Annotated in this window: 14 protein-coding genes; 12 read left to right on the top strand and 2 right to left on the bottom strand. The window is 51.1% G+C overall.

The window, feature by feature from the left end; all coding sequences use genetic code 11:
• Positions 1 to 93: 93 nt before the first annotated feature.
• A complete protein-coding gene (locus tag OH144_RS21425) occupies positions 94 to 1,938 on the bottom strand; it encodes a DUF6035 family protein (RefSeq protein ID WP_133242695.1) in 1,845 nt (614 codons plus the stop codon).
• Positions 1,939 to 2,202: 264 nt separating this feature from the next.
• Here OH144_RS21425 and OH144_RS21420 point away from each other — a divergent pair, with 264 nt between their 5' ends.
• The 9 genes from OH144_RS21420 to OH144_RS21385 all read left to right on the top strand — a co-directional run bounded on the left by OH144_RS21420 (position 2,203) and on the right by OH144_RS21385 (position 15,683).
• Positions 2,203 to 2,493: an ArsR/SmtB family transcription factor gene (locus OH144_RS21420; protein ID WP_266206376.1), complete on the top strand. Its 291-nt coding sequence runs from the start codon at positions 2,203 to 2,205 to the stop codon at positions 2,491 to 2,493.
• 5 nt (positions 2,494 to 2,498) lie between these two features.
• Positions 2,499 to 3,104 carry a mercuric transport protein MerTP gene (gene merTP, locus OH144_RS21415; protein ID WP_116541363.1) on the top strand — a complete coding sequence of 202 codons (606 nt, stop codon included), beginning with the start codon at positions 2,499 to 2,501 and terminating at the stop codon, positions 3,102 to 3,104.
• Between the two features lie 2 nt (positions 3,105 to 3,106).
• Positions 3,107 to 3,316 (top strand): GDCCVxC domain-containing (seleno)protein, encoded by a 210-nt coding sequence (locus tag OH144_RS21410; protein ID WP_116541362.1) that lies wholly within the window; start codon positions 3,107 to 3,109, stop codon positions 3,314 to 3,316.
• Positions 3,317 to 3,544: 228 nt separating this feature from the next.
• A complete protein-coding gene (locus OH144_RS21640) occupies positions 3,545 to 3,865 on the top strand; it encodes a DUF6660 family protein (protein ID WP_133242694.1) in 321 nt (106 codons plus the stop codon).
• 368 nt (positions 3,866 to 4,233) lie between these two features.
• A complete protein-coding gene (locus tag OH144_RS21405; protein WP_137761640.1) occupies positions 4,234 to 8,622 on the top strand; it encodes a CusA/CzcA family heavy metal efflux RND transporter in 4,389 nt (1,462 codons plus the stop codon).
• 29 nt (positions 8,623 to 8,651) lie between these two features.
• Positions 8,652 to 9,860 carry an efflux RND transporter periplasmic adaptor subunit gene (locus tag OH144_RS21400; protein WP_137761641.1) on the top strand — a complete coding sequence of 403 codons (1,209 nt, stop codon included), beginning with the start codon at positions 8,652 to 8,654 and terminating at the stop codon, positions 9,858 to 9,860.
• Positions 9,861 to 10,089: 229 nt separating this feature from the next.
• Positions 10,090 to 10,848: an AlbA family DNA-binding domain-containing protein gene (locus OH144_RS21395; RefSeq protein ID WP_137761642.1), complete on the top strand. Its 759-nt coding sequence runs from the start codon at positions 10,090 to 10,092 to the stop codon at positions 10,846 to 10,848.
• Between the two features lie 56 nt (positions 10,849 to 10,904).
• Positions 10,905 to 12,932 carry a heavy metal translocating P-type ATPase gene (locus OH144_RS21390; protein ID WP_137761643.1) on the top strand — a complete coding sequence of 676 codons (2,028 nt, stop codon included), beginning with the start codon at positions 10,905 to 10,907 and terminating at the stop codon, positions 12,930 to 12,932.
• Positions 12,933 to 13,175: 243 nt separating this feature from the next.
• Positions 13,176 to 15,683, top strand: a complete 2,508-nt coding sequence (locus OH144_RS21385; RefSeq protein ID WP_266206375.1) for a heavy metal translocating P-type ATPase — start codon at positions 13,176 to 13,178, stop codon at positions 15,681 to 15,683.
• 291 nt (positions 15,684 to 15,974) lie between these two features.
• Here the strand turns inward: OH144_RS21385 and OH144_RS21380 are convergent, their stop codons facing one another.
• Positions 15,975 to 16,241 (bottom strand): hypothetical protein, encoded by a 267-nt coding sequence (locus OH144_RS21380; protein ID WP_266206374.1) that lies wholly within the window; start codon positions 16,239 to 16,241, stop codon positions 15,975 to 15,977.
• A 403-nt stretch (positions 16,242 to 16,644) separates the two neighbouring features.
• Between OH144_RS21380 and lpdA the strand changes: the two genes are divergently transcribed.
• The 3 genes from lpdA to OH144_RS21365 all read left to right on the top strand — a co-directional run bounded on the left by lpdA (position 16,645) and on the right by OH144_RS21365 (position 20,812).
• The gene (gene lpdA / locus OH144_RS21375) at positions 16,645 to 18,048 is read left to right on the top strand and encodes a dihydrolipoyl dehydrogenase (RefSeq protein WP_137761646.1); all 1,404 of its coding nucleotides are present in this window, start codon (positions 16,645 to 16,647) and stop codon (positions 18,046 to 18,048) included.
• A 216-nt stretch (positions 18,049 to 18,264) separates the two neighbouring features.
• Entirely contained in the window at positions 18,265 to 19,209 is a 945-nt protein-coding gene (locus OH144_RS21370; protein ID WP_137761647.1) for a murein L,D-transpeptidase catalytic domain family protein, read from the top strand.
• Between the two features lie 706 nt (positions 19,210 to 19,915).
• Positions 19,916 to 20,812 carry a cation diffusion facilitator family transporter gene (locus OH144_RS21365; RefSeq protein ID WP_137761648.1) on the top strand — a complete coding sequence of 299 codons (897 nt, stop codon included), beginning with the start codon at positions 19,916 to 19,918 and terminating at the stop codon, positions 20,810 to 20,812.
• The last annotated feature ends 300 nt before the right edge of the window (positions 20,813 to 21,112 follow it).

The following is a 21,112-nucleotide window of genomic DNA, read 5'->3' as shown; positions in this document are numbered from 1 at the left end:
TGGTTTAGCCTAATGGTTCTATAAAGGTAGTAGCTTAGCTATTACATGTCAAGTTTTTTTGTTATTAAACTTGACAAAATAAAAGAAAGTGCTTTAAAAGGAGCCTCTTAAATCATCCAGGACGCTTTTCAAGCTTACCACCTCTGCTTGCAAAACGCTTATCTCACCATCTAATGCTTCACTACTGATTTCAATATTCGATTTTTCGAGTTTAGAGTCAGCTATCTCCGCTTCAAAAGTTTGCTTTATCCTATCTTGCAATTGAATCTTTAACTCTACTTGCATCTCGTCAATGCGCGAAATAGATCTCTGGCAAGCCTCTACTTTATCAGAAAAGGTCAATACATCCTGACCATGTTCAACCAAGAGAAATAAGCTGCTCTTGGTAAAGACCTCCAATAGGTTAGTTTCAGAAAGCACAGACCGAAGCTCAGCCCCCTCGAAAAGCGTTCCCACAGCTGACTTCGGTATATATTTCACTCGAGCATAATGAGGTCTTATCAGCTGGAAGTATTGATCTACCTCAGGTAGAATTTGGTAACTTACTCCCGCTATTGTTATTTGCCCCAGTGTAGGAAGGTCGGCCTGCTTCTTCAGCCAGTAACCTTTCTCTACGAATGCCCGCGCAAAGCTTGCCTCTAACTCTTTGCCAGTCTCCAGGAACTCTGCACGCAGTGTGTTCACCATTTCATAATGGCCGTATTCGAAGTTCCTGTGGAAAGGGTTTGAGCGGCTTTTACCAGTTATGAGGTCATAAGTTTTATCAGCAAAAGCTATAAGATTTGTTAGGATTTGCATCCTGTTCTCTACTCTTTCCTGTAATCGTTGTGCTTTCCTCTCCGCACTATCTTTCTCCTGTTGGAGCCCGTGAAGCTGCTGGGTTAATTTTGACAGGTTTTCTTTTAACTCGGTATGAGCAGCTATTCTTCTTTTCTCTTCAGCCTTTCTTTGCTCCAGGATTCTGGCCTGTGCGGCCCTGCGTTTTTCGGCTTCATTTTCTTGTTCCCTTTCAAGGAGGGCTCTTCTGTTTCTTTCCCGGGCAACGGCGAGTTCCACTTCTCTCTTCTCCTTCTTCGCATCGTGAAAGTAGACTTTATAGCTTACGGTATCAAAGGTCAGGTCGGAAAGGGTAACATAAGTCATTTCCCAGGTATCCATTATCTCAAGCCCCTGCCGGTAATACTTCTTGTAGTAGCACTTCAGCACCAGATCGTTCTCAAGATCTGATTTCCTGCTACATTCCTCGTCGAAAACATAAGCATTATGGTGATTGGTAAAGATCACATCATTATAGGTTAGCTTTCTGACATCATCATCCAGGCTGAACTTATGAAACACCCAGGGTATATAGCTGCCCTCTTCCTGATAGAAATGCTGCCTGCCGGTAATCACACTCAGCCAGGTGGTGGAAAGCTGCAACTCAATAGCCACGCGCTTATCCTGGAAAGAGGCATTGATGTCAGGCTTACGCCACTCCTTTTCAATGAGCTTGCTTTTAACAACCTTTTCTATCTCAACAGAGGATACCCCCTTTTTAAACAACCTGTTTTTGTTCAGGTAAGCAGCGATCTGTTCCTTGAGGTGAATGTGCAGTGCGCTCTCTTTGGCACCATTGTATTTGATGCGGTCAACCTCCTCCCGTGTGTATACATGGTTGGTTTTTATATGGCAGGCTGCGCTATCTTTTAGATGAGCGAAGTGGAAGCTGTCCTTTTTACTTTTTCCGCTGTTAAAATTCCCACCCCTGATCCTGATCAGCTGCTTGCAGTAATAGCAGACGTACAGCGGCTCCCGGTAACCTTGAATAGCTTTCTGTAACTCTGAGCGGTGCTCTGTGATTTCATCTAAAGGCTTTTTAAAAAAAATATATGCGCTCACTTGCTCTCCTGTTTCATAATTCAGGACATCTTCAATGGTCAGTTTTCCTACTTGTCTCATAAGCCTCAGTTGATGAGGGAGTAGAACATAAAATTTATGAAGTTGTGTTAAATCCTCTAGTGCTGAAAATAGTGGCAATACTGATACCATCGGTTGTACCATTGAGTAACATTTGCAAGTATTTAAGTACTTGCTTAAATACTTATCATTTATTAAATTTGCTTGACAGAAATTGCTATGGAAGAAGAGAAGTTATGTATTCGGGTTTACACCAATAAAGAAAGACTGCAACTATGCTCTGATCGGCTGGAGACTGCAGCCGGTATGATACAGACCCTGAGCCAGGTCTTTAGCCTGGCAGGGAGTGAGACAAGGCTTAAGCTACTATACCTGTTGGAGCAGGAGGAATCGCTGTGCGTCTGTGATCTAAGCGACGTGCTGCAAATGACCATGCCCGCTGTCTCGCAGCACCTGCGCAAGCTCAAGGATGCTAACATCATCCAAAGTAAGAAGGTAGGGCAGACCGTGTTCTATTCCCTAAAGCAGGAGCGCCAGGAAGTAATAAAGCCCCTGTTGGAGCTAATCATCAGGGAAATAGAAATAAAAACAAACTAAGTGAAATGAGAAATACTTCATCTAAGCTTGCGGGTAGCAGCATAGTGGCTGCATTTACGGCCTCTCTTTGCTGCATCACACCGCTGCTGGCCGTAATGGTAGGTGCCACAGGGGTTGCTTCTTCTTTTGACTGGGTTGAACCACTCAGGCCGTATCTGATAGGCATTACCATCGCAGTCCTGGGCTTGGCGTGGTATCAACGTCTGAAACCGGGCAGGTCAGCCTCTAGCTGCGACTGTGAGCAAAATGATAAGTTCTCATTCTGGAAGTCGAACAGGGTGTTGCTATTGGTGAGTTGCCTTGCGTTGCTTCTGCTTACCTTCCCAAATTATGCAGGTGCTTTCTATGGGCAAACAAATCCGATAGCCAACGGTGCCGAGGGCGACATTAAGCAGACAATGGAACTGAAAGTGGAGGGAATGACCTGTGCGGGCTGTGAGGCGCAGGTGAGCCAGGTGATAGGCGAGGTGCCGGGAGTCTTTCATGTGAGCACCTCGTACAAGGCTGGAAGCGCCACCATCTCCTACGACAGCACAAGGGTGAAGCCCTTGGATATCCTACAGGCGGCTAAAAAGACGGGCTATACAGTGGAGGTAGCTAAGAAGAAGTAAGCATGGGAGAGACTAGTCTAAGCTCAGTTATCACCTGTCCGGAGTGCGGGCATCGAAAGGAAGAGCAGATGCCCACAGATGCCTGCCAGTACTTTTATGCGTGTGAAAAGTGCAAGAAGCTTCTGAAACCGAGGCCAGGGGACTGCTGCGTGTACTGCTCCTACGGCACAGTCCCTTGCCCGCCTATTCAGCAAAGCAGAAGCTGCTGCTAGGTTGTTTATCACTATTTTTATCATTGGATAGTGTAAACCAGCAGAATTTGCAGCGTAGAACGCTCGAGCTATAGATTAGCACCAGCTAACTCTTAATCTTTTAGCAAGTACCATCTTAAAGGCGTAAACTAACGTAACATTATATTGGCCCTTTCAAGGGATCATTATAGGAATAATTTCAACATCCGCAATGCCATTGCATTATTTTTTCTCTTACCTTTGCACTGAATGAGGTTTATACTCTCCATATTGATTCTGCTATTGCTCACGCTTTCCCTGAAACCATGCATGGACAGGGCAAGTGCGGTTTCGAGTGAACGGCAGGCAGTGGCTATGGCTGGCACACATCAGGACCATCAGGATAATATTGCGGATGGATGCTCCCCATTTTGCTCCTGCCATTGCTGCCATACCCATTTTCAGGCACAAAGCACAGCCGTAATCGAGCACACCTCCCCACAGCAGGCAATTCAGAAGGTGGATCTGTACAAGAGTAGTTTTATCCCCTTCCTTTCCTATTCCATCTGGCAACCGCCGAAGGTAGCCTAACCCGTTTCCCTTTCTTTTTTGTGAACAGACCTGTACATAACCGGCACTGGTATGTACGTGTCCTTCTGTTCCTGTTTATTCCTTCGAATTCAGAACGCAGTAACCCGACGAGAGCATTCTAAAACATTTTGCCAATCGGAATTGAAAAAAGTAAGCAAGAAAAAAGCCAATAAGAGAAGGAAACCAGGGCAGAGAAATAGGCAACACAACTGGCGGGGGCGGCAACCTAAGTGGCAGAGGCGGCTAAAAATGGCCGTCCTGATTGCTGCCACCCTCCTGGGCGCTTTAGCCGTCATCGCCAAGGCTTACCATTTCTTCTCTGTTCATTTAAAATAACCTAACAGAATTTTGATTTAAAAACTTTAATTATGCTTGACCGCATTATACATTTCTCCATTTACAACAAGTTCATCATCGGTATCTTCACCCTTGCGCTTGTTGTCTGGGGCAGCTATTCCGTCACGCAGCTGCCCATCGATGCCGTACCCGACATCACCAACAACCAAGTGCAGGTGATTACCACCAGCCCCTCCCTGGCAGCCCAAGAAGTAGAGCGCCTCATCAGCTTCCCGGTGGAGCAGACCATGTCCACCATCGCCGATATTGAGGAGGTGCGCTCCATTTCCCGCTTCGGCCTCTCGGTGGTGACCATTGTGTTTGAAGACAATGTGGACATTTACTGGGCCCGCCAGCAGGTGAGCGAGCGGCTCGTGGAGGCCAAAAACATCATACCCCCAGCCATAGGCAGCCCGGAGATGGCCCCCATTTCCACAGGCTTGGGCGAGATCTACCAGTACGTCGTGCATCCCAAGCCTGGTTATGAGAAGCAGTATGACGCGATGGAGCTGCGTACCATCCAGGACTGGATCATCAGACGGCAGCTTCTCGGAACGCCCGGCGTGGCGGAGGTTAACAGCTTCGGGGGCTTTGTGAAGCAGTATGAAGTGGCCATCGACCCTGCCAGGCTCCGCAGCTATAACCTGAGCATCAGTGACGTGTTGGCTGCGATGGAGCGCAACAACCAGAACACGGGTGGGGCTTACATCGACAAAAAACCCAACGCCTACTTTATCCGCAGCGAGGGGCTTATCAGCAGCCTGGATGAGGTCAAGAAGGTCGTGGTCACTAACACTGCCAATGGAACTCCTGTGCTAATCTCTGACATTGCCCAGGTACGCTTCGGCAGTGCCAACCGCTACGGTGCCCTTACGGACGCCACAGGGGAGGCCGTGGGCGGTATTGTGATGCTGCTCAAGGGCGAGAACACCAACCAGGTGGTGGACCGGGTCAAAGAGCGGCTCGAACAGATAAGGAAGTCACTGCCCGAGGGCGTGGAGATCCAGGCGTTTCTCGACCGGAGCGAGCTGATCGGGCGCGCCATCGGCACAGTGGAGAAAAACCTGATTGAAGGGGCATTGATCGTAATTTTCGTGCTGGTGCTCTTCCTGGGAAACTTCCGCGCAGGGTTGGTGGTAGCCTCTGTCATTCCGCTGGCCATGCTCTTTGCCATCATCCTGATGAACCTGTTCGGCGTGACAGGTAACCTGATGAGCCTGGGAGCCATCGACTTTGGCCTTATCGTCGACGGGGCCGTCATCATCGTGGAGGCGACCATGCACCACCTGGGGCTGCGCAGCAAAGGCAGGCTGACGCAGGCGCAAATGGATGAGGAGGTGTACGAATCGGCGCGGAAAATCCGCTCCGCCGCTGCTTTTGGCGAGATCATCATTTTGATCGTGTACCTGCCGATACTCGCGCTGGTTGGTATAGAGGGCAAGATGTTTAGGCCCATGGCGCTGACTGTTTCCTTTGCCATACTCGGGGCCTTCATCCTCTCGCTCACCTACGTGCCCATGATGTCGGCACTGCTGCTGAACAAGAACATTACACACAAGCGCACCATCTCCGACCGCATGATGGATTTCTTCCAGCGGCTCTATACTCCGATCATCCATGGAGCGCTTCGCTTCAAGGCACTTGTTTTGGCCATAGCCGTAGGTTTGTTTGCCCTGAGCCTGGTGCTTTTCTCCCGCATGGGCAGCGAGTTTATCCCCACCCTGGAGGAGGGCGATTTTGCGCTGGAGACAAGGCTGCTGACCGGGAGCTCTTTGTCTGAGACGATTGAAAAAGTAACCTTGGCTTCCCGTATCCTGAAAGAGCAGTTTCCTGAGGTTAAAGATGTGATCAGCAAAATCGGCGCGGCAGAGATACCGACAGACCCCATGCCGATGGAGTCCGCCGACGTGACCATTACCTTAAAAGACAAGGAGGAGTGGACCAGTGCGGAGACACGGGAGGAGCTGGCCAACAAAATGACAGAGGCGCTGGAGGCCATACCGGGAGTTACCTTTGGCGTTTCACAGCCAATCCAGCTGCGCTCCAACGAGCTGATCTCCGGGGTGCGCCAGGACGTGGGCATCAAGATCTTTGGAGAGGACCTGCAGGAGCTGACCCGGCTGTCCCAAGAGGTTGGCAGCATCGTGTCCACCGTGCAGGGGGCCGAGGACCTGTACCTGGAGCAGGTGTCCGGCCTGCCGCAGATCGTGGTGGACATCAAACGGGATCAGATAGCCAGGTTCGGCTTGGACGTGGAGACGGTGAACCAAGCCATCAACGCGGCCTTTGCCGGCCAAAGCGCCGGGATGGTCTACGAGGGAGACCGCCGCTTCGACCTGGTCGTGCGGCTCACGCACGAGAACAGACAGGACATAGCCGATGTGCGGCAGCTCTTTGTCACTACACCGAATGGGGTACAGGTGCCCCTAGAGCAAGTGGCAGACATTGTGTTTCGGCAAGGGCCAAACCAGATACAGCGCGAGGACGCCAAGCGCCGCATCATCGTGGGGTTTAACGTCCGGGGGCGGGATGTCGCCAGCGTGGTGGAGGAGGTGCAGCAGAAAATAGACCGGCAGGTGCAGCTTCCCACGGGCTACTTTGTCACGTATGGGGGGCAGTTTGAGAACCTGCAGGAAGCCAACAAGCGGCTCTCGGTGGCTGTTCCGGCTGCCTTGGCGCTGATATTCCTACTGTTGTATTTCACCTTCGGCTCCGTGCGCCACTCGCTGCTCATCTTCACTGCCATACCGCTGTCGGCCATCGGGGGCGTACTGGCCCTGTGGCTGAGGGATATGCCCTTCAGCATATCGGCCGGTGTGGGTTTCATTGCCTTGTTCGGGGTGGCAGTGTTAAACGGTATTGTGCTCATCGCTGAATTCAACCGACAGCGCAAGGAGCACAATAGCCTGAGCCTGCGGGATGTGGTGCTCAACGGCACCTCCACACGTCTTCGCCCCGTGCTGATGACGGCTGCGGTGGCCTCCCTTGGCTTTTTGCCGATGGCGCTCTCCAACACGGCAGGGGCTGAGGTGCAAAAACCACTGGCCACGGTAGTGATCGGAGGGCTTATCACCTCCACCATGCTGACGCTGGTGGTGCTGCCCGTGCTTTATATTCTCATCGAAGGGTATCTCTCCAGCAGAAAGCAACGCAAAGCAAGTGACAGTGGATTTCCGGCAACCGCGATAGTGACGGTTTTGGCCACGGTTGCCCTGCTTATGGGCAGGGCGCAGCCGGCACAGGCCCAGCAGCAGCATCCGGTAGAAGTGTACACGCTCGATGAGGCCGTTGCCAAGGCAATTAACCGAAACCCCTCCGTAGAGGCCGCCAGGCTTGGCGTCAAGAGGAGCCAGTCGCTCAAAGGGGCAGCCTGGGACATCAATAAGACGCAGCTGCAGTACTCCACCGGTAAGCTACAGTCTGGAGAGTATGACACTGAGGTTTCTGTGTTGCAGACGTTTGCCTTTCCGACTCTTTATGCCAGACAGGCAAAGCTTGCCGGGGAACTCACCCAGGCAAGCAGGATCGGCCTGACCCAGCGCCAGCGGGAAGTCGTCCGCGACGTGAGGCTCAACTACTACGGAATAGTCTATGCACGCTCCCGACTCAGCTTGCTCACCTATCAGGATAGCCTGTACACAGCTTTCCTCCGGGCCGCCCAGGTCAGGCTCCGGACCGGTGAGACTCACCTGCTGGAGCAGGTGACGGCCGAGACGCAGCTGTCGGAAGTGCGCAACAGCGTCTTTCAGGCGGAGGCCGACAGGGCCGTGTTCCAGGAGCGCCTGCAGGCCTTGCTGGCAACCGACACGCTGGTAGCCACGGCAGACACGGTACTCAGCCGCTTGCCCCTGCCAGGCATAACCGAGGAAATGCTGGAGCGGAATCCGCGGCTCCGACTGGCCCGCCAACAGGTCGAGGTGCGGCAGGCGGAAACCAAATTGGAGCGGTCCAGGCTACTGCCGGACCTACAGCTGGGCTATACGAACCGAACCATTGCCGGGAATCATGGAAAAAGGGGGGGAGAGGAGTTCGAGGCGCCCCAGGAGGTGTCCTTCGGCGTGGCCATCCCACTGTGGGCAAAGCCACAGAGGAGTCGTATAGAGGCGGCTAGGATACAGGCAGACGCAGCTCAAATGAACCTACAGGATACACAAAACGAGCTGCGGGCAGACGTAGAGGGTGCACTTCAGCAGGCGCTGAAGCTGCAGGGTAGCCTGGACTATTATGAGCAGACAGCCCTGCCACAGGCAGAGCTAATCATCAACCAGGCTACCCGGGCTTATCGCGCAGGGGAAATTAACTACCAGGACTACATCCTTAGCCTGAACAGGGCATTGGCCATCAGGACCAATTACCTGGATACCCTCTACCAGTACGACAGGGCAGTCATCGAGCTGAACTTCCTGATAGAAAACCAATAATAAAAACTTTAAAGCTGAATTTGTCCCACATGAAAAGGATTCTGAACATAAATCTATTTTTTATCGCAGGCTTACTGTTTTTCTCCTCGTGCAATGAGGAAACTGCCCCTACCCATGAAGCAGAACAGGAGCAGGAAGCTGGCCACGGTGAAGAGGAAAACCCCAACGTAGCGGAACTGACCGCGGAGCAGTACCGGGTGGCAGGCATTGCGCTGGGCAAGCCGGAAATGCGCAACCTCAGCAAAGGCCTCGTTGTGACGGGGCAATTGGAAGTACCACCTCAGAGCACGGCCTCGGTGAGCGCCCCTATGGGGGGATTCGTCAAGGGTACCAGTCTGCTGGAAGGGGAGCGCGTGAAGAAAGGGCAGCTGATCGCCAGGATCGAGAACCCTGATTTTGTGACCCTGCAACAGGATTACCTGGAGGCAAAAAGTAGGTTAGGCTTTATGGAGCAGGAATACCAAAGGCAGAAGGAACTGGCGGAAGAACAAGTAACGGCCGCCAAGACCTTCCAGCAGACAACAGCCGAATACAGAAGCCTGCAGGCACGTGTGCAGGGATTGGAGGAAAAGCTAAGGATTATCGGAGTCAATCCAAGCTCCCTAAGAGCGGGCGGTATTAGCCGTATACTTCCCATATATGCCCCCATTGATGGGTATGTCACATTCATAAACGCAAGTGTCGGCCAGTATGTCGCCCCCACGGATGTGCTGTTCCGGATAGCGGATACAGATAAAATGTTTGTGGAGCTTACTGTATTTGAAAAAGATGTAGCTGCCTTAAAAGTTGGGCAGCCTGTCTGGTACGCCTTGCCAAATGAGCAGGCGGCGCAGCGTGTGGCCACGATTCACCTTATTGGCAAAGAGATAAGCCAGGAGCGAACGATTCAGGTACTGGCTCAGATGAAAGAGCAGGACAAAGAGCTGACTCCGGGGATGTTTGTGAAGGCCAATGTCGAGCTTAACGGACAGCAGGTATTAGCCTTACCGGAAACGGCTGTGGTCCAGGATGCGGGGAATGACTACATCTTCCTCTTCACAGGAGAGGAGAAAGAAGGTGAGGCAGTCATGAAGCGCTTCAGGATGGTACCGATAGAAAAAGGCGTGGCAGAGAGCGGTTACGTGCAGGTGGCGCTTCCTGCCGGTGTAGATACGGCCTCAGCAAATTTCGTCACCAAAGGAGCCTATTCACTGCTCTCGAAGATGCGCAATTCAGAGGACGAGGGCGGACATCATTAAACCTGGACCTGCAATAGGTTTCTCTGCCTGCAGAGAAACCTATTGCAGGCAATCAAAGGGGCTAAGCGCTCAGTATCCGTGCCGTTTTCACTTTCTTCAGGAAGAGAACATGGTGGAAGAGTTAGCCGCAAGAGCTTCTTCCAAGGTAGTGAATAAGTCGTTTATGTCCCGCGCAGGTAACCGAATGAGCTTGTAGAGCGTGCTTCTTCACCGTGTAGTATGTGGAAGAATGAGTGTAAAGTCAAAAATACTATGGATAGTGGCATGGATAGCAGTTGCTATGGTATCCCTATACCCACTGATGCTTTCTGTGGGCAACATCGAGGCGCCACATAAGCAGAAGTCTTGGCTGGGAGAAGTTGTCCTGATAATTCAGGGCAACTTCTCCTTTCAAGATTCAGAGCAATACATCCTCTGGCTGCTGCTTGGGCTCTTATTAGCAATCTTCCTCCTGAGAGTAGCAACCGGTAATAAAAAGCTTCAGGCAATAAGGGAGTTTCAGGTCGTAAGGCAAATCATGGGCCTCATTAAAGTGGGAGAGACTCAGGTTGTTGCCCTACTGCCAAGAATGCTGGGAGCTCCTGGGCAATCAAAGTTCTCATCTGGTCCGGCGCTGGCTGTAGCTAGTACAATGGCAGGCTTGATGAACACGCAAGGGGGCTTTCTTTTTATTGGCGTGGACAAGGACGGCAGCTGTAGGGGAATGGAAGAAGACTATAAGGTTTTGGGAAACTCAGGCCGCGAGAATTTTCGTCAGCACCTCCTGCAGGTGGTAGAAAGCGTGTTGGAACCTAGCTGCTGCGCACTGTTAAAGGTAAGCTTCCAGGTAGTTGAGGGAAAAGACATTTGTCGTATACAGGTAAAACGTGCTTCCTTCCCTGTCTACGTGCACGTGGGTGAGCGCTCGCATTTTTATATCCGGGAGGGCGTAAGCACCCGGGAACTAGAGGTAACAGAGGCCCTGGAGTATATTGAAAGAATGAGCTAGGAAGGCCTCTGAAAGTACAGGGTCACGCAAAAGGCAGCATCTTAAACAGAAGAATTATGAACAGTGAAGACAGCAAGAATAAAGCGATAGAGACGGGTTTCAAGCCCCTGGAGATCACTTCCCCGAGGACAGCGGAAGCACCAGGGCCGAATGTGGGGGCAGAATGCTGCTCTACAGATGGAAGAACAAAAGTTAAGGGGGCTCAGGAGCATGAGGAGGCAGAAGAAGAGGCAAAGGCTTCCTACATCCCCACGGCCATCAGCCTTGTCCTGCTACTGGGAGGCATTTTGCTTGACTACCTGGACACCCCTTGGTTTACAGGTTACCTTCGTTTTGCAGTTTACAGTATAGCCTATGTGCTGGTGGGCTGGCGGGTGGTGTGGCATGCCATCAAAAGCCTGCGTTCCAGCTTCTTCAATGAGTTTTTCCTGATGAGCATGGCTACGTTGGGTGCCTTCTATATTGGCGAATATGCAGAAGGAGTTGCTGTGATGCTTTTCTATGTCATAGGTGAGCACTTCCAGGAAGCAGCTGTGCTGCGCTCCAGGCGTTCTATCAAGGCACTCATCGACAACAGGCCGGATGAGGTTGGGCTCGTGACCGCTAATGGGGTATTGACGGTGAAGGCGAAAGAGGTGCAAGTGGGGGATGTAGTACAGGTGAAGGCCGGCGAAAAGGTGGCTTTGGACGGGGAGCTGCTCTCTGAACGATCCTCCTTCAACACCGCCGCCCTGACAGGCGAGTCTAAACCAGATACTAAAAAGCAGGGCGAGACGGTGCTGGCCGGGATGATTAACCTGGACCGGGTAATCGAGCTGAAGGTAACTTCTGCTTATGAAAACAGTGCCCTTTCCAAAATATTGCAGCTGGTGGAGGAGGCCGGTAGCCGCAAGGCCAAAACGCAGCAGCTTATCACCCGTCTGGCCAAAGTGTACACGCCTGTTGTCTTCTTCCTCGCCCTTGGCCTCACTTTCATCCCCTACTTCTTCGTGGAGGCTTATGATTTTAATCAGTGGCTCTACCGGGCGTTGGTCTTCTTGGTCATCTCCTGCCCCTGCGCGCTGGTGATATCCATCCCGCTCGGCTACTTCGGGGGCATCGGAGCCGCCTCACGTAACGGCATCCTGTTTAAGGGGGCTAATTTCCTGGACCTAATGACGCAGGTAGACACGGTAGTGATGGACAAGACCGGCACGCTGACCGAGGGGGTATTTAAGGTACAGCGAGTAGAGACATTACTGGATGATAAGGCCTGGTTCCTGGAGGCTGTAGCCGGACTGGAGAGTAAATCCACGCACCCGATCGCCCAGGCTATTGTTTCAGAAGTGGGGCTGACCTACCAGAGCCTCTCGGTGAGAAACGTGGAGGAGATTTCCGGTCATGGACTGAAGGGCCAAGTGGAGGGCAGGCAGCTGCTGGTGGGAAATACCCGATTGCTGGATAAGTACAGTATTGTCTATGATTCCAGCGTGAAGGAGATAGTGGAAACGATCGTGTTGGTGGCCGTAGACGGAACCTATGCAGGTTACATCACCATTGCTGATAAAGTTAAAGAGGACGCTCCCTTGGCTGTGAGGAGAATGCGTGAGCTGGGGGTGAATAAGCTGGTGATGCTTTCCGGTGACAAGGAGAGCATCGTGCAGAAGGTTGCTGGTGAGCTGCAACTGGATGAGGCATATGGAGGCCTACTGCCGCAGGATAAAGTAAGCGAAGTGGAGAAGCTGAAAGCAGAGGGCAGGACAGTTGCCTTCGTGGGCGACGGAATCAACGATGCGCCGGTGATCACACTGGCCGATGTGGGCATGGCTATGGGGGGGCTTGGCTCGGACGCAGCCATTGAGACGGCGGACGTGGTGATCCAGACAGACCACCCTTCCAAGATCGCTACGGCCATCGACATTGGCAAGAAGACCAAGCAGGTCGTGTGGCAGAACATCACGCTGGCCTTCGTGGTGAAAGCCATCGTGCTGATCTTGGGGGCTGGCGGCCTGGCCAGTCTATGGGAGGCCGTGTTTGCCGACGTGGGCGTCGCTTTCCTGGCCATACTGAACGCAGTACGGATCCAGCGAATGAAGTTTAAATAAGCATAATAGTCATCTTTGTGGTGTGGCTCATGTATTTTCATTGGAAGCTACTGGTAACTTCCTGTTTAAGCGAAGAGGCTGGCTGGCTGTGCTGGACTTGGCTTTAAGGACACTCAAGCGCCACGCATATTGGTTTGAAGAGAGCGAGCGCTCTTTACTACCCTGGAGTGCTACCTAGTTGCCAGTAGGCACGTAACCTGCAAGAAGGTATTAATCTAGGCTATACAACAACATCGAAGATCAATGGAGAAGCTCAAAATAGAAATCCCCCTCCTTTTACCCCAAGTGCCGGATGAAAAAGACCGCTGTGTACGTGAGCTAATGGACCGGCTGCAGGGCCGGGAAGGCATAGAAAGCGTGCATGTCTCCAACGGGCAGGAGGATGGCGTGCCGCAGCTTTGCTTTCACTATAATCCGGAAGAGATTTCCATGGCCCGCATCGAGGCGCTGGCCAGGCAAACTGGAGCTTCACTGGCTGAAAAAATTGGGCATAGGCTCCTGGCAGTAGACGGTATTCGCCATGCTCGCCATGCCCGCCACCTAGAGCAGGCTTTACAACAGTCAGAGGGGGTGATTCAGGCTTCCGTTGCCCCCACAGGCATGGTGCGACTAGAGTTCGATAGGTCCAGCACCAGTGAAGGAGAAATTATCTCTACTCTAAGGAAGGAAGGCGTGAATGTTCTGGACGCCTCTGTTAGTGCTGAAGACTATACACGCCAAACTGGAGGTCGTGTAGCGGAGGCAGAAGCAGAAGGGCACCAAAGGTTAAAAAAGAAAATGGAGCCAGGCAGCGACCACACGCACGAGCATGGGGGCATCTTTGGCAAGAACACCGAGCTGATCTTTTCCATTATCTGTGGTGTGCTGTTAGGTACGGGCTTCGGCTTGAGCTTCGTGGAGGGTGCGGCGGATTGGGTAAGCCTCTCGCTCTACATTGGAGCCTACTTTTTTGGAGGCTTTTTTACCACCAAGGAGGCGGTGGAGGAGATACTTAAAAGGAACTTTGAGATAGACTTCCTGATGCTGGTGGCAGCTATCGGGGCCGCTATCCTGGGAGAGTGGGCCGAGGGGGCGCTGCTGCTGTTCCTCTTCAGCATGGGGCACGCCCTGGAGCATTATGCTATGAACAAAGCCCGCAAGTCCATTGCAGCGCTGGCGGAGCTGGCGCCCAAAACAGCCTTGCTCAAACGGAATGGCAAAACCGAAGAGGTGGGCATCGAGACTCTTCGCTTGGGCGATGTGATCGTGGTGAAGCCTAATAGCAAGATTTCGGCGGACGGGGTGGTGGTCAAAGGACGCAGCAGCGTGAACCAGGCTCCTATTACGGGCGAGAGTGTGCCTGCGGATAAGCTGCCGGTAGAGGACCCGGAGCAGGACTTTGGGCCGGATAGTGAGATCAGGGCCGAAAGCCGCGTGTTCTCCGGGACTATCAACGGGAATAACACGTTGGAAATAAAAGTGACCAAAGAAGCAAAGGACTCCACTTTATCACGCCTGGTACAGCTGGTGAACGAGGCTCAAACCCAAAAGTCCCCCACCCAGCGCTTTACCGATAAATTTGAGAAGCACTTCGTGCCCTCCGTACTCCTGCTGGTGCTGCTGCTGAACTTTGCCTTTTTGGTCGTCGACGAACCGTTCAGAGCGAGCTTTTACAGGGCGATGGCCGTGTTAGTGGCAGCCAGTCCCTGCGCCCTGGCCATTTCCACGCCAAGCGCCGTACTGAGCGGCGTAGCGCGCGCCGCTCGCGGAGGTGTCCTCATTAAAGGAGGCCGCCCATTAGAAGACCTGGGTGTGCTGACCGCACTGGCCTTCGATAAAACCGGCACACTGACAGAAGGCAAACCTAAGCTCACGCACGTTATTCCAGTTAGTGACATACAGGAGCATGATCTCCTGAAAAAAGCCGTCGCCGTGGAGGCGCTGAGTAACCATCCGCTGGCCAGGGCTATCGTCAGGGACGGAAAGGGAAGGTTGAAAGGCATGCCTGTTCCCAATGCGGAGGACCTAGAGGCTGTGCTGGGGAAAGGCATCAAAGCCTCCCTCGAGGGGAACAGGATTTATATCGGCAACCTGGAGCTCTTCGAGGAACTGGATGCCGTAAAGCCTGGAGAGGAGCTGATAGACAGAGTGCAGGCTTTGGAGGCAGCGGGAAACACCACCATGCTGGTGCGCGAAAATGACCGCTATATCGGTATACTGGCCTTGATGGACACGCCGCGTGCAGCGGCAAAGGCCACCTTGGAGGAGCTCAGGAAGATAGGTATCAAGCGGATGATCATGCTCACCGGCGACAACCAGAAGGTAGCGGACGCAGTGGCTGCGGAAATCGGCCTCACTGACGCCTGGGGTAGCCTGTTGCCTGAAGAGAAGGTGAACGCCATAAAAGAGCTTCGCCAAAAAGAGAGCAAAGTAGCGATGGTGGGGGACGGGGTAAACGATGCCCCGGCTATGGCCAACAGCACGGTTGGCATCGCGATGGGGGCCGCTGGGTCGGATGTGGCTTTGGAAACCGCCGACATTGCCCTGATGTCCGACAAGCTGGAGAACCTTCCCTTTGCCATTGGGCTGAGCCGCAAGTCCAGGAGCATCATCAAGCAGAACCTTTGGGTAAGCCTGGGCATAGTGGCGCTTTTGATCCCCGCCACCATTCTGGGCCTCGCTAACATCGGCGTGGCGGTGCTGATTCATGAGGGGTCTACCCTGCTGGTAGTCTTCAACGCCTTGCGGCTTCTGGCATATCAGAAAAAGTAACCCTGCGATGCTGATCAAAAATAAATACCTGCCGGCTTGCTGCTTAGCAAGACCAAATAGGAGCTACTAGCCATCGTATAGGCAGCTTATTAGGAGAAGTACTAGCGGACATGTTCAACGTATCCGAAAAAAACTAAGCCTGGCGCTGCACCTGGCTGCCGGGGTCGTGCTGGCAATGATCGGTATAGAATTAGTGCCTTAGCCTGAGGCTGATCCGCCTTATATACCTATTCTGGCAACTATGTGGAAAGTAGTTGTTGCCGATGTGGGTGTAGCTTTTTTTGGTTAAATTTAAATGTTATGAGAATCTAACGGATGAGGTGTTGATTTTCTGGTAAACCTATACATTCCCCACCAGGCGAATGGAGCAAGTACAAAGACACTTGCCATTCCTGGGAAATAACTGTCGCCTCCATTCGTGAAGAATGGAAAAATAAAATGAGCGAGTTCTGTAATACCCATAGCTGCAAAAAAGGTCCAGGCTAAATAATATCCAAAGGCATACCCCCTGCCATGGAGAAATGGAATGGACAACCAAGCACCTACAGATGTAAGCACAAGCAAAGTTATAGGTACAGAAGTTATTTCAGAAACCGGAACCCTTGTAAGGTCGAAAGTCAGGCAAAAATCCCGAAAAAAGTTTCTTCTATTCTATGGACCAGGAATAAGCAGAAGGTTACCCAAAAATTGAATTTTTATAGATGAGAAATCTGGATTTGTGGGCATAATTAGCCATAAAATAAATCAACCTTAAAAACCGGAGGTAAAAATAACCGTAGGCCATATGCCAAAAGAAATATAACCCAGGGTAAGAATAACTATTGTAATAATAAAGGCAGTAATAGTTATAGATGTCTTTACCCTCATGTTTTGCATTGGTTTAAACCCAAAGCCAATGCACAGACTTTTCTCGAAATAATTTAAATTTAACAAAGATTTAAATTCCTTATTTATAGCTTCAATGGAAAAATATGATGCAGTTATTATTGGCTCCGGCCCTGGGGGTTATGTATGTGCCATCCGATGTGCCCAGCTTGGTCTCAAGACAGCCCTTATAGAAAAATACAGCACCCTTGGCGGCACCTGCCTGAATGTGGGGTGCATACCGTCTAAAGCGTGGCTGGAGGCATCGGAGCACTACCATAGGCTAGTGCATGACTTCCCGAAGTTCGGGGTGACTTTTGAGAATCCTGCTGTGGACATCGCTAAGATGAACGGGCGCGTGAAAGCAGTGGTAGAAGAGATTATCAATGGGGTTTCCTTCTTAATGAAAAAGAACAAAGTGACCGTGTATCAAGGGACAGGCACGATCAAAGATAAAAACACTGTTAAAATCACCCAAGAATCCGGTACACAAACTATAGAATCCGCTAATATCGTCATAGCCACAGGCTCAAAACCCAGTTCCCTTCCTAATGTCGCGCTGGATAAGGAGCGGATCATAAGCTCTACGGAAGCGCTATCCTTAACAGAAATCCCTAAACACATGATCGTGATCGGAGGGGGAGTTATTGGGGTGGAGCTTGGATCAGTCTTCAACCGCTTGGGGGCCAAAGTAACGGTGGTGGAATATATGGACACCCTGATTGGCGCAATGGATTTGGCACTGGGCAAAGAACTGCAGCGGTCTCTCCGGAAGCAGGGGATAGAATTTCTTTTGCAGCACAAGGTAACAGAGGTGATACGTACTGGTGAAGAAGTGACGGTGACCGCGCAGGCGCTTGAATCTAAGGAAGAAATTTCCCTGACAGGAGACTACTGCCTGATGGCGGTAGGCCGCAGGCCTTATACCACTGATTTAGGGCTAGAGAATATTGGCATCGGGACAGACGGAAAGGGCATGATACCGGTGAATGAACAACTGCAGACAGCTGTTCCAGGCATTTATGCCATAGGAGATGTTATAAAGGGCGCTATGCTGGCGCATAAGGCCAGCGAAGAAGGTGTTTTTGTGGCAGAAACCATAGCAGGCCAGCGACCCCTCATTAACTATAACCTTATCCCCAGTATCGTGTATACAGCGCCGGAAGTGGCCGGAGTAGGCGTCACGGAAGAGCAGCTCCGGGAGCAGGGCATCGCCTACAAGGTGGGTTCTTTCCCGTTCAAAGCAAATGCCCGGGCCAAGATAAGCATGGATACGGACGGCTTTATCAAGGTGCTGGCATCCGCGCAAACAGACGAAATACTGGGTGTGCATATGATCGGTCCCCGTATCGCCGATACCTACGTGGAGGCCGTCGTGGCCATGGAGTACAGGGCTTCTGCAGAGGACATCGCACGCATGACGCACGGACACCCTACCTTCTCAGAGTCTTTCAAAGAGGCTTGCTTGGCGGCCACAGGGGGCAGGGCTGTTCACATGTAACGGGAAGGTGATAGTCTCCTTTGAATTACACGCGCTCTGCAGCCCGATGGACTTGCGTCACGCTCCCGTTGCATCGCTCTCCAAAGAGGATCGATCCAGGCTCAGAGCTTATTTTGCTTCAGTATACCATATAGGATATGCCATGTTAATACTTGCTACATGGCCTTTGCAACAAAATAATAGACCCTACTATGTCCCACTGGCCAGCCTTGATTAATGACCAAGCTAACTGGCAGCGTTGGTTTAGGAATGGAACAATCAAGGGTCGTCATGGTGTTCTATCGGAAAAACGACATGACAGGAAGACATTTTATGAAATCCATCAGCTTCGCTCTAGTTGTCTTTGCTGTTGCTCTCAGCATGGGCTTTGTCCTCAAAGGCAGCGGCAAAGGCAGCGGCTCTCCCCCAGTAAAAGCAGAAACAAACCTGCATAAAGCGGCTGTAATATCAGAGAGTCCTGTTGACAAGAGTGCTTCTGTCACTGATTCCGCTCCCAAGGCTGTGTTTGAGCAGTATGTAGAGGGCTCCTATAAAGAGGCAGGTTTAGAGTTGATGGGGCTCTCGCTCGAAACATTCAGAGAAGCAGTTACGGGGTATCATAATCTGATGTCAACGGACTCTTTATCACAGAATAAGGCATTGATCACCATTGTGGATTTTAACCAGTCCAGCAAAAATCGTCGTCTGTGGGTCATTGACTTGGCTACAAACAAAGTGGTGTACAATACTTGGGTAGCTCATGGGCAAGGCAGCGGTGGAGAATTCGCAACTACCTTTTCTAACGTTCCTAACTCGTACCAGAGCAGCTTAGGATTTTATCTTACCCAAGAGACCTATGTCGGCAAGAATGGGCTCTCGCTAAAGCTGACAGGATTAGACGCTGATTATAATTCAAATGCCTTGGGTAGGTATATTGTGGTGCATGGAGCAGCCTATGCCAGCGAAGGCTTTATCAAGGCCAATGGCCGCTTGGGTCGCAGCCAAGGTTGTCCTGCCCTTCCTGTGGAGGTAACCAAACCTATCATTGATACAATCAAAAATAGGACAATATTATACGTAGACGGTCCCTCTAGTGGCTATACTTCTCCTTTCCTAGATATTGAGCAGGCAGCTCTGTGCTTGAGTGCTGACAAAGATGGAAAGGGTCATCTTCAGGTTTGATGTGTTCTTCTCTTGGGCTATCAGGTATTGGAAATACAATTGGTATAGAAAAAATCGATTAACCCACAAGCCTGAACGATAGTACTTGTAGGTAGTGGGCATCAAAACTCTTTAGTAGGCATAATATATCCATGTTCCCTTCTATACTTTAACCATATAAAAGGGAGCTTATGTGCTATAAGATTATTCGGGGCAGGGAATCTCTGTCGGTTCGATTTGGGCCATGATAGCGTAGAATGGAGGCAATGTGCCTGTATCGTGTATCGTGCCCTTCGTCTCGTGCGCTATCTGGTTCCTCTACGTAACAGACAGAGTCTAGTCTACCCAGAAATGCCAGGTATGTACGTCCGGATGGTTCATAAAGTCCATTTTCCTGGGCTGACACTTCTTTAATCTTATGAGCCCGGCACCATTTGCGACAGCAGGCTATCGGCCTTGAACATCACCATTACCAAGGTAGTGGTGATGTTCTCAAACCCGCCGCTCTTTCCTCCAAAGCGGGGAGAATAATATTGTAGCTTGCTTTATATCAAGCCACAAGAACTGCGTTGTGCGCATTCAAAACTTTTTTGTCAACTACTGTGGTGGGGTGTGTGAAACCTTAATGTGGTGCTATCTTCCCGAAGCTGTATCCCTAACAATATGATAGTCGTCCCGTACAAATTACACCACAATAAAAGCTAGACACTAATTGATAGATAAGCCTATGCCACAGGGACACGCTGTATCTGCAAGCAGCCAAAATAAAGGCCGGCTTAAACTGGTACTAGCCTTTACATCGCTGTATTTGATTGTTGAGGTGGTGGGAGGCATTTTAACAGGGAGCCTTGCCTTGCTTGCTGATGCCGGCCATATGCTAACGGACGTGGGAGGGCTTGCTTTTGCGCTCTTCGCCATTATACTGGCAGAGCGGCCTGCCTCCCCTGCACGCACCTACGGCTACTATCGTGCTGAGATATTGGCTGCGCTTGCCAATGCGGTGGTTCTGATTGGCATCTCGCTTTATATCCTCTACGAGGCTTATCAGCGCTTTCTTGACCCACCAGAGGTAGAGAGCAAAGCCATGCTGCTGGTAGCAGTAGTCGGTTTAGTAGTGAATCTGACAGGTATGTTTATCCTACGGAAGGGGTCTAAGGAAAGCCTGAACATGAAGGGAGCTTACTTTGAAGTTCTTTCTGATATGCTTACATCTGTAGGAGTAATCGTAGCAGGTATCATCATGTGGACAACCGGTTGGTATTATGCCGATCCGATTTTGTCAGCAGGAATAGGGCTTTTTATCCTTCCCAGAACCTGGATACTGCTTAAAGAGGCAGTTGGGGTGTTGTTAGAGGGAACGCCTTCAGACGTGAACATAGATGAATTGCGCACCTCCATGAAAGCGATAAAAGGAATTGAAGAAGTGCACGACCTGCATGTCTGGTCTTTGACTTCTGGCGTCAATGCGATGAGCGCGCATGTAGTCTTAGCTGCTGATAACAAGGCCTCTTACGACGAATTGCTAAGCAGAATAAACCAAACTGTCACCTCTAACTTTAAAATATCGCACACCACCATCCAACTTGAGAGCAGTGGATATAAGGAGAAAGGAACTCACTTGTAGTGGCGCCTGAGTGGCACGGTGTTCAGTAAAAAGAACAAGATGCTACCAACAAGTTGCTTACACACATGCAAGAAACCGAAACCGGCGGGATCATAGGGTTGAGCACTGCAGTCCCTAGAAGAAGATTCTGCGTGGCACAGTACGACCAAGTGGGGCAACAAACGAGCTGATCACCAGCAGTCTCATGAATTAATTCTCCTTGCAGGAACTTTGGAAAAACAAGCATACCATCGATGTTATTTAATGTAAATTACCCTGATTCCATTGCAAATAAAATCCTCAAGCCCTGAATGTATTGCA

It is taken from the genome of Pontibacter kalidii (genome assembly GCF_026278245.1).
GTDB classification, from domain to species: domain Bacteria; phylum Bacteroidota; class Bacteroidia; order Cytophagales; family Hymenobacteraceae; genus Pontibacter; species Pontibacter kalidii.
This window is presented reverse-complemented; position numbering and strand designations above follow the sequence as displayed.

Bases quoted from the DNA above. Each gene is read 5' to 3' on its own strand.
- OH144_RS21425 (WP_133242695.1), bottom strand. From the start codon at position 1,938: ATGAGACAAGTAGGAAAACTGACCATTGAAGATGTCCTGAATTATGAA.
- OH144_RS21420 (WP_266206376.1), top strand. From the start codon at position 2,203: ATGATACAGACCCTGAGCCAGGTCTTTAGCCTGGCAGGGAGTGAGACA.
- merTP (WP_116541363.1), top strand. From the start codon at position 2,499: ATGAGAAATACTTCATCTAAGCTTGCGGGTAGCAGCATAGTGGCTGCA.
- OH144_RS21410 (WP_116541362.1), top strand. From the start codon at position 3,107: ATGGGAGAGACTAGTCTAAGCTCAGTTATCACCTGTCCGGAGTGCGGG.
- OH144_RS21640 (WP_133242694.1), top strand. From the start codon at position 3,545: ATGAGGTTTATACTCTCCATATTGATTCTGCTATTGCTCACGCTTTCC.
- OH144_RS21405 (WP_137761640.1), top strand. From the start codon at position 4,234: ATGCTTGACCGCATTATACATTTCTCCATTTACAACAAGTTCATCATC.
- OH144_RS21400 (WP_137761641.1), top strand. From the start codon at position 8,652: ATGAAAAGGATTCTGAACATAAATCTATTTTTTATCGCAGGCTTACTG.
- OH144_RS21395 (WP_137761642.1), top strand. From the start codon at position 10,090: ATGAGTGTAAAGTCAAAAATACTATGGATAGTGGCATGGATAGCAGTT.
- OH144_RS21390 (WP_137761643.1), top strand. From the start codon at position 10,905: ATGAACAGTGAAGACAGCAAGAATAAAGCGATAGAGACGGGTTTCAAG.
- OH144_RS21385 (WP_266206375.1), top strand. From the start codon at position 13,176: ATGGAGAAGCTCAAAATAGAAATCCCCCTCCTTTTACCCCAAGTGCCG.
- lpdA (WP_137761646.1), top strand. From the start codon at position 16,645: ATGGAAAAATATGATGCAGTTATTATTGGCTCCGGCCCTGGGGGTTAT.
- OH144_RS21370 (WP_137761647.1), top strand. From the start codon at position 18,265: ATGACCAAGCTAACTGGCAGCGTTGGTTTAGGAATGGAACAATCAAGG.
- OH144_RS21365 (WP_137761648.1), top strand. From the start codon at position 19,916: ATGCCACAGGGACACGCTGTATCTGCAAGCAGCCAAAATAAAGGCCGG.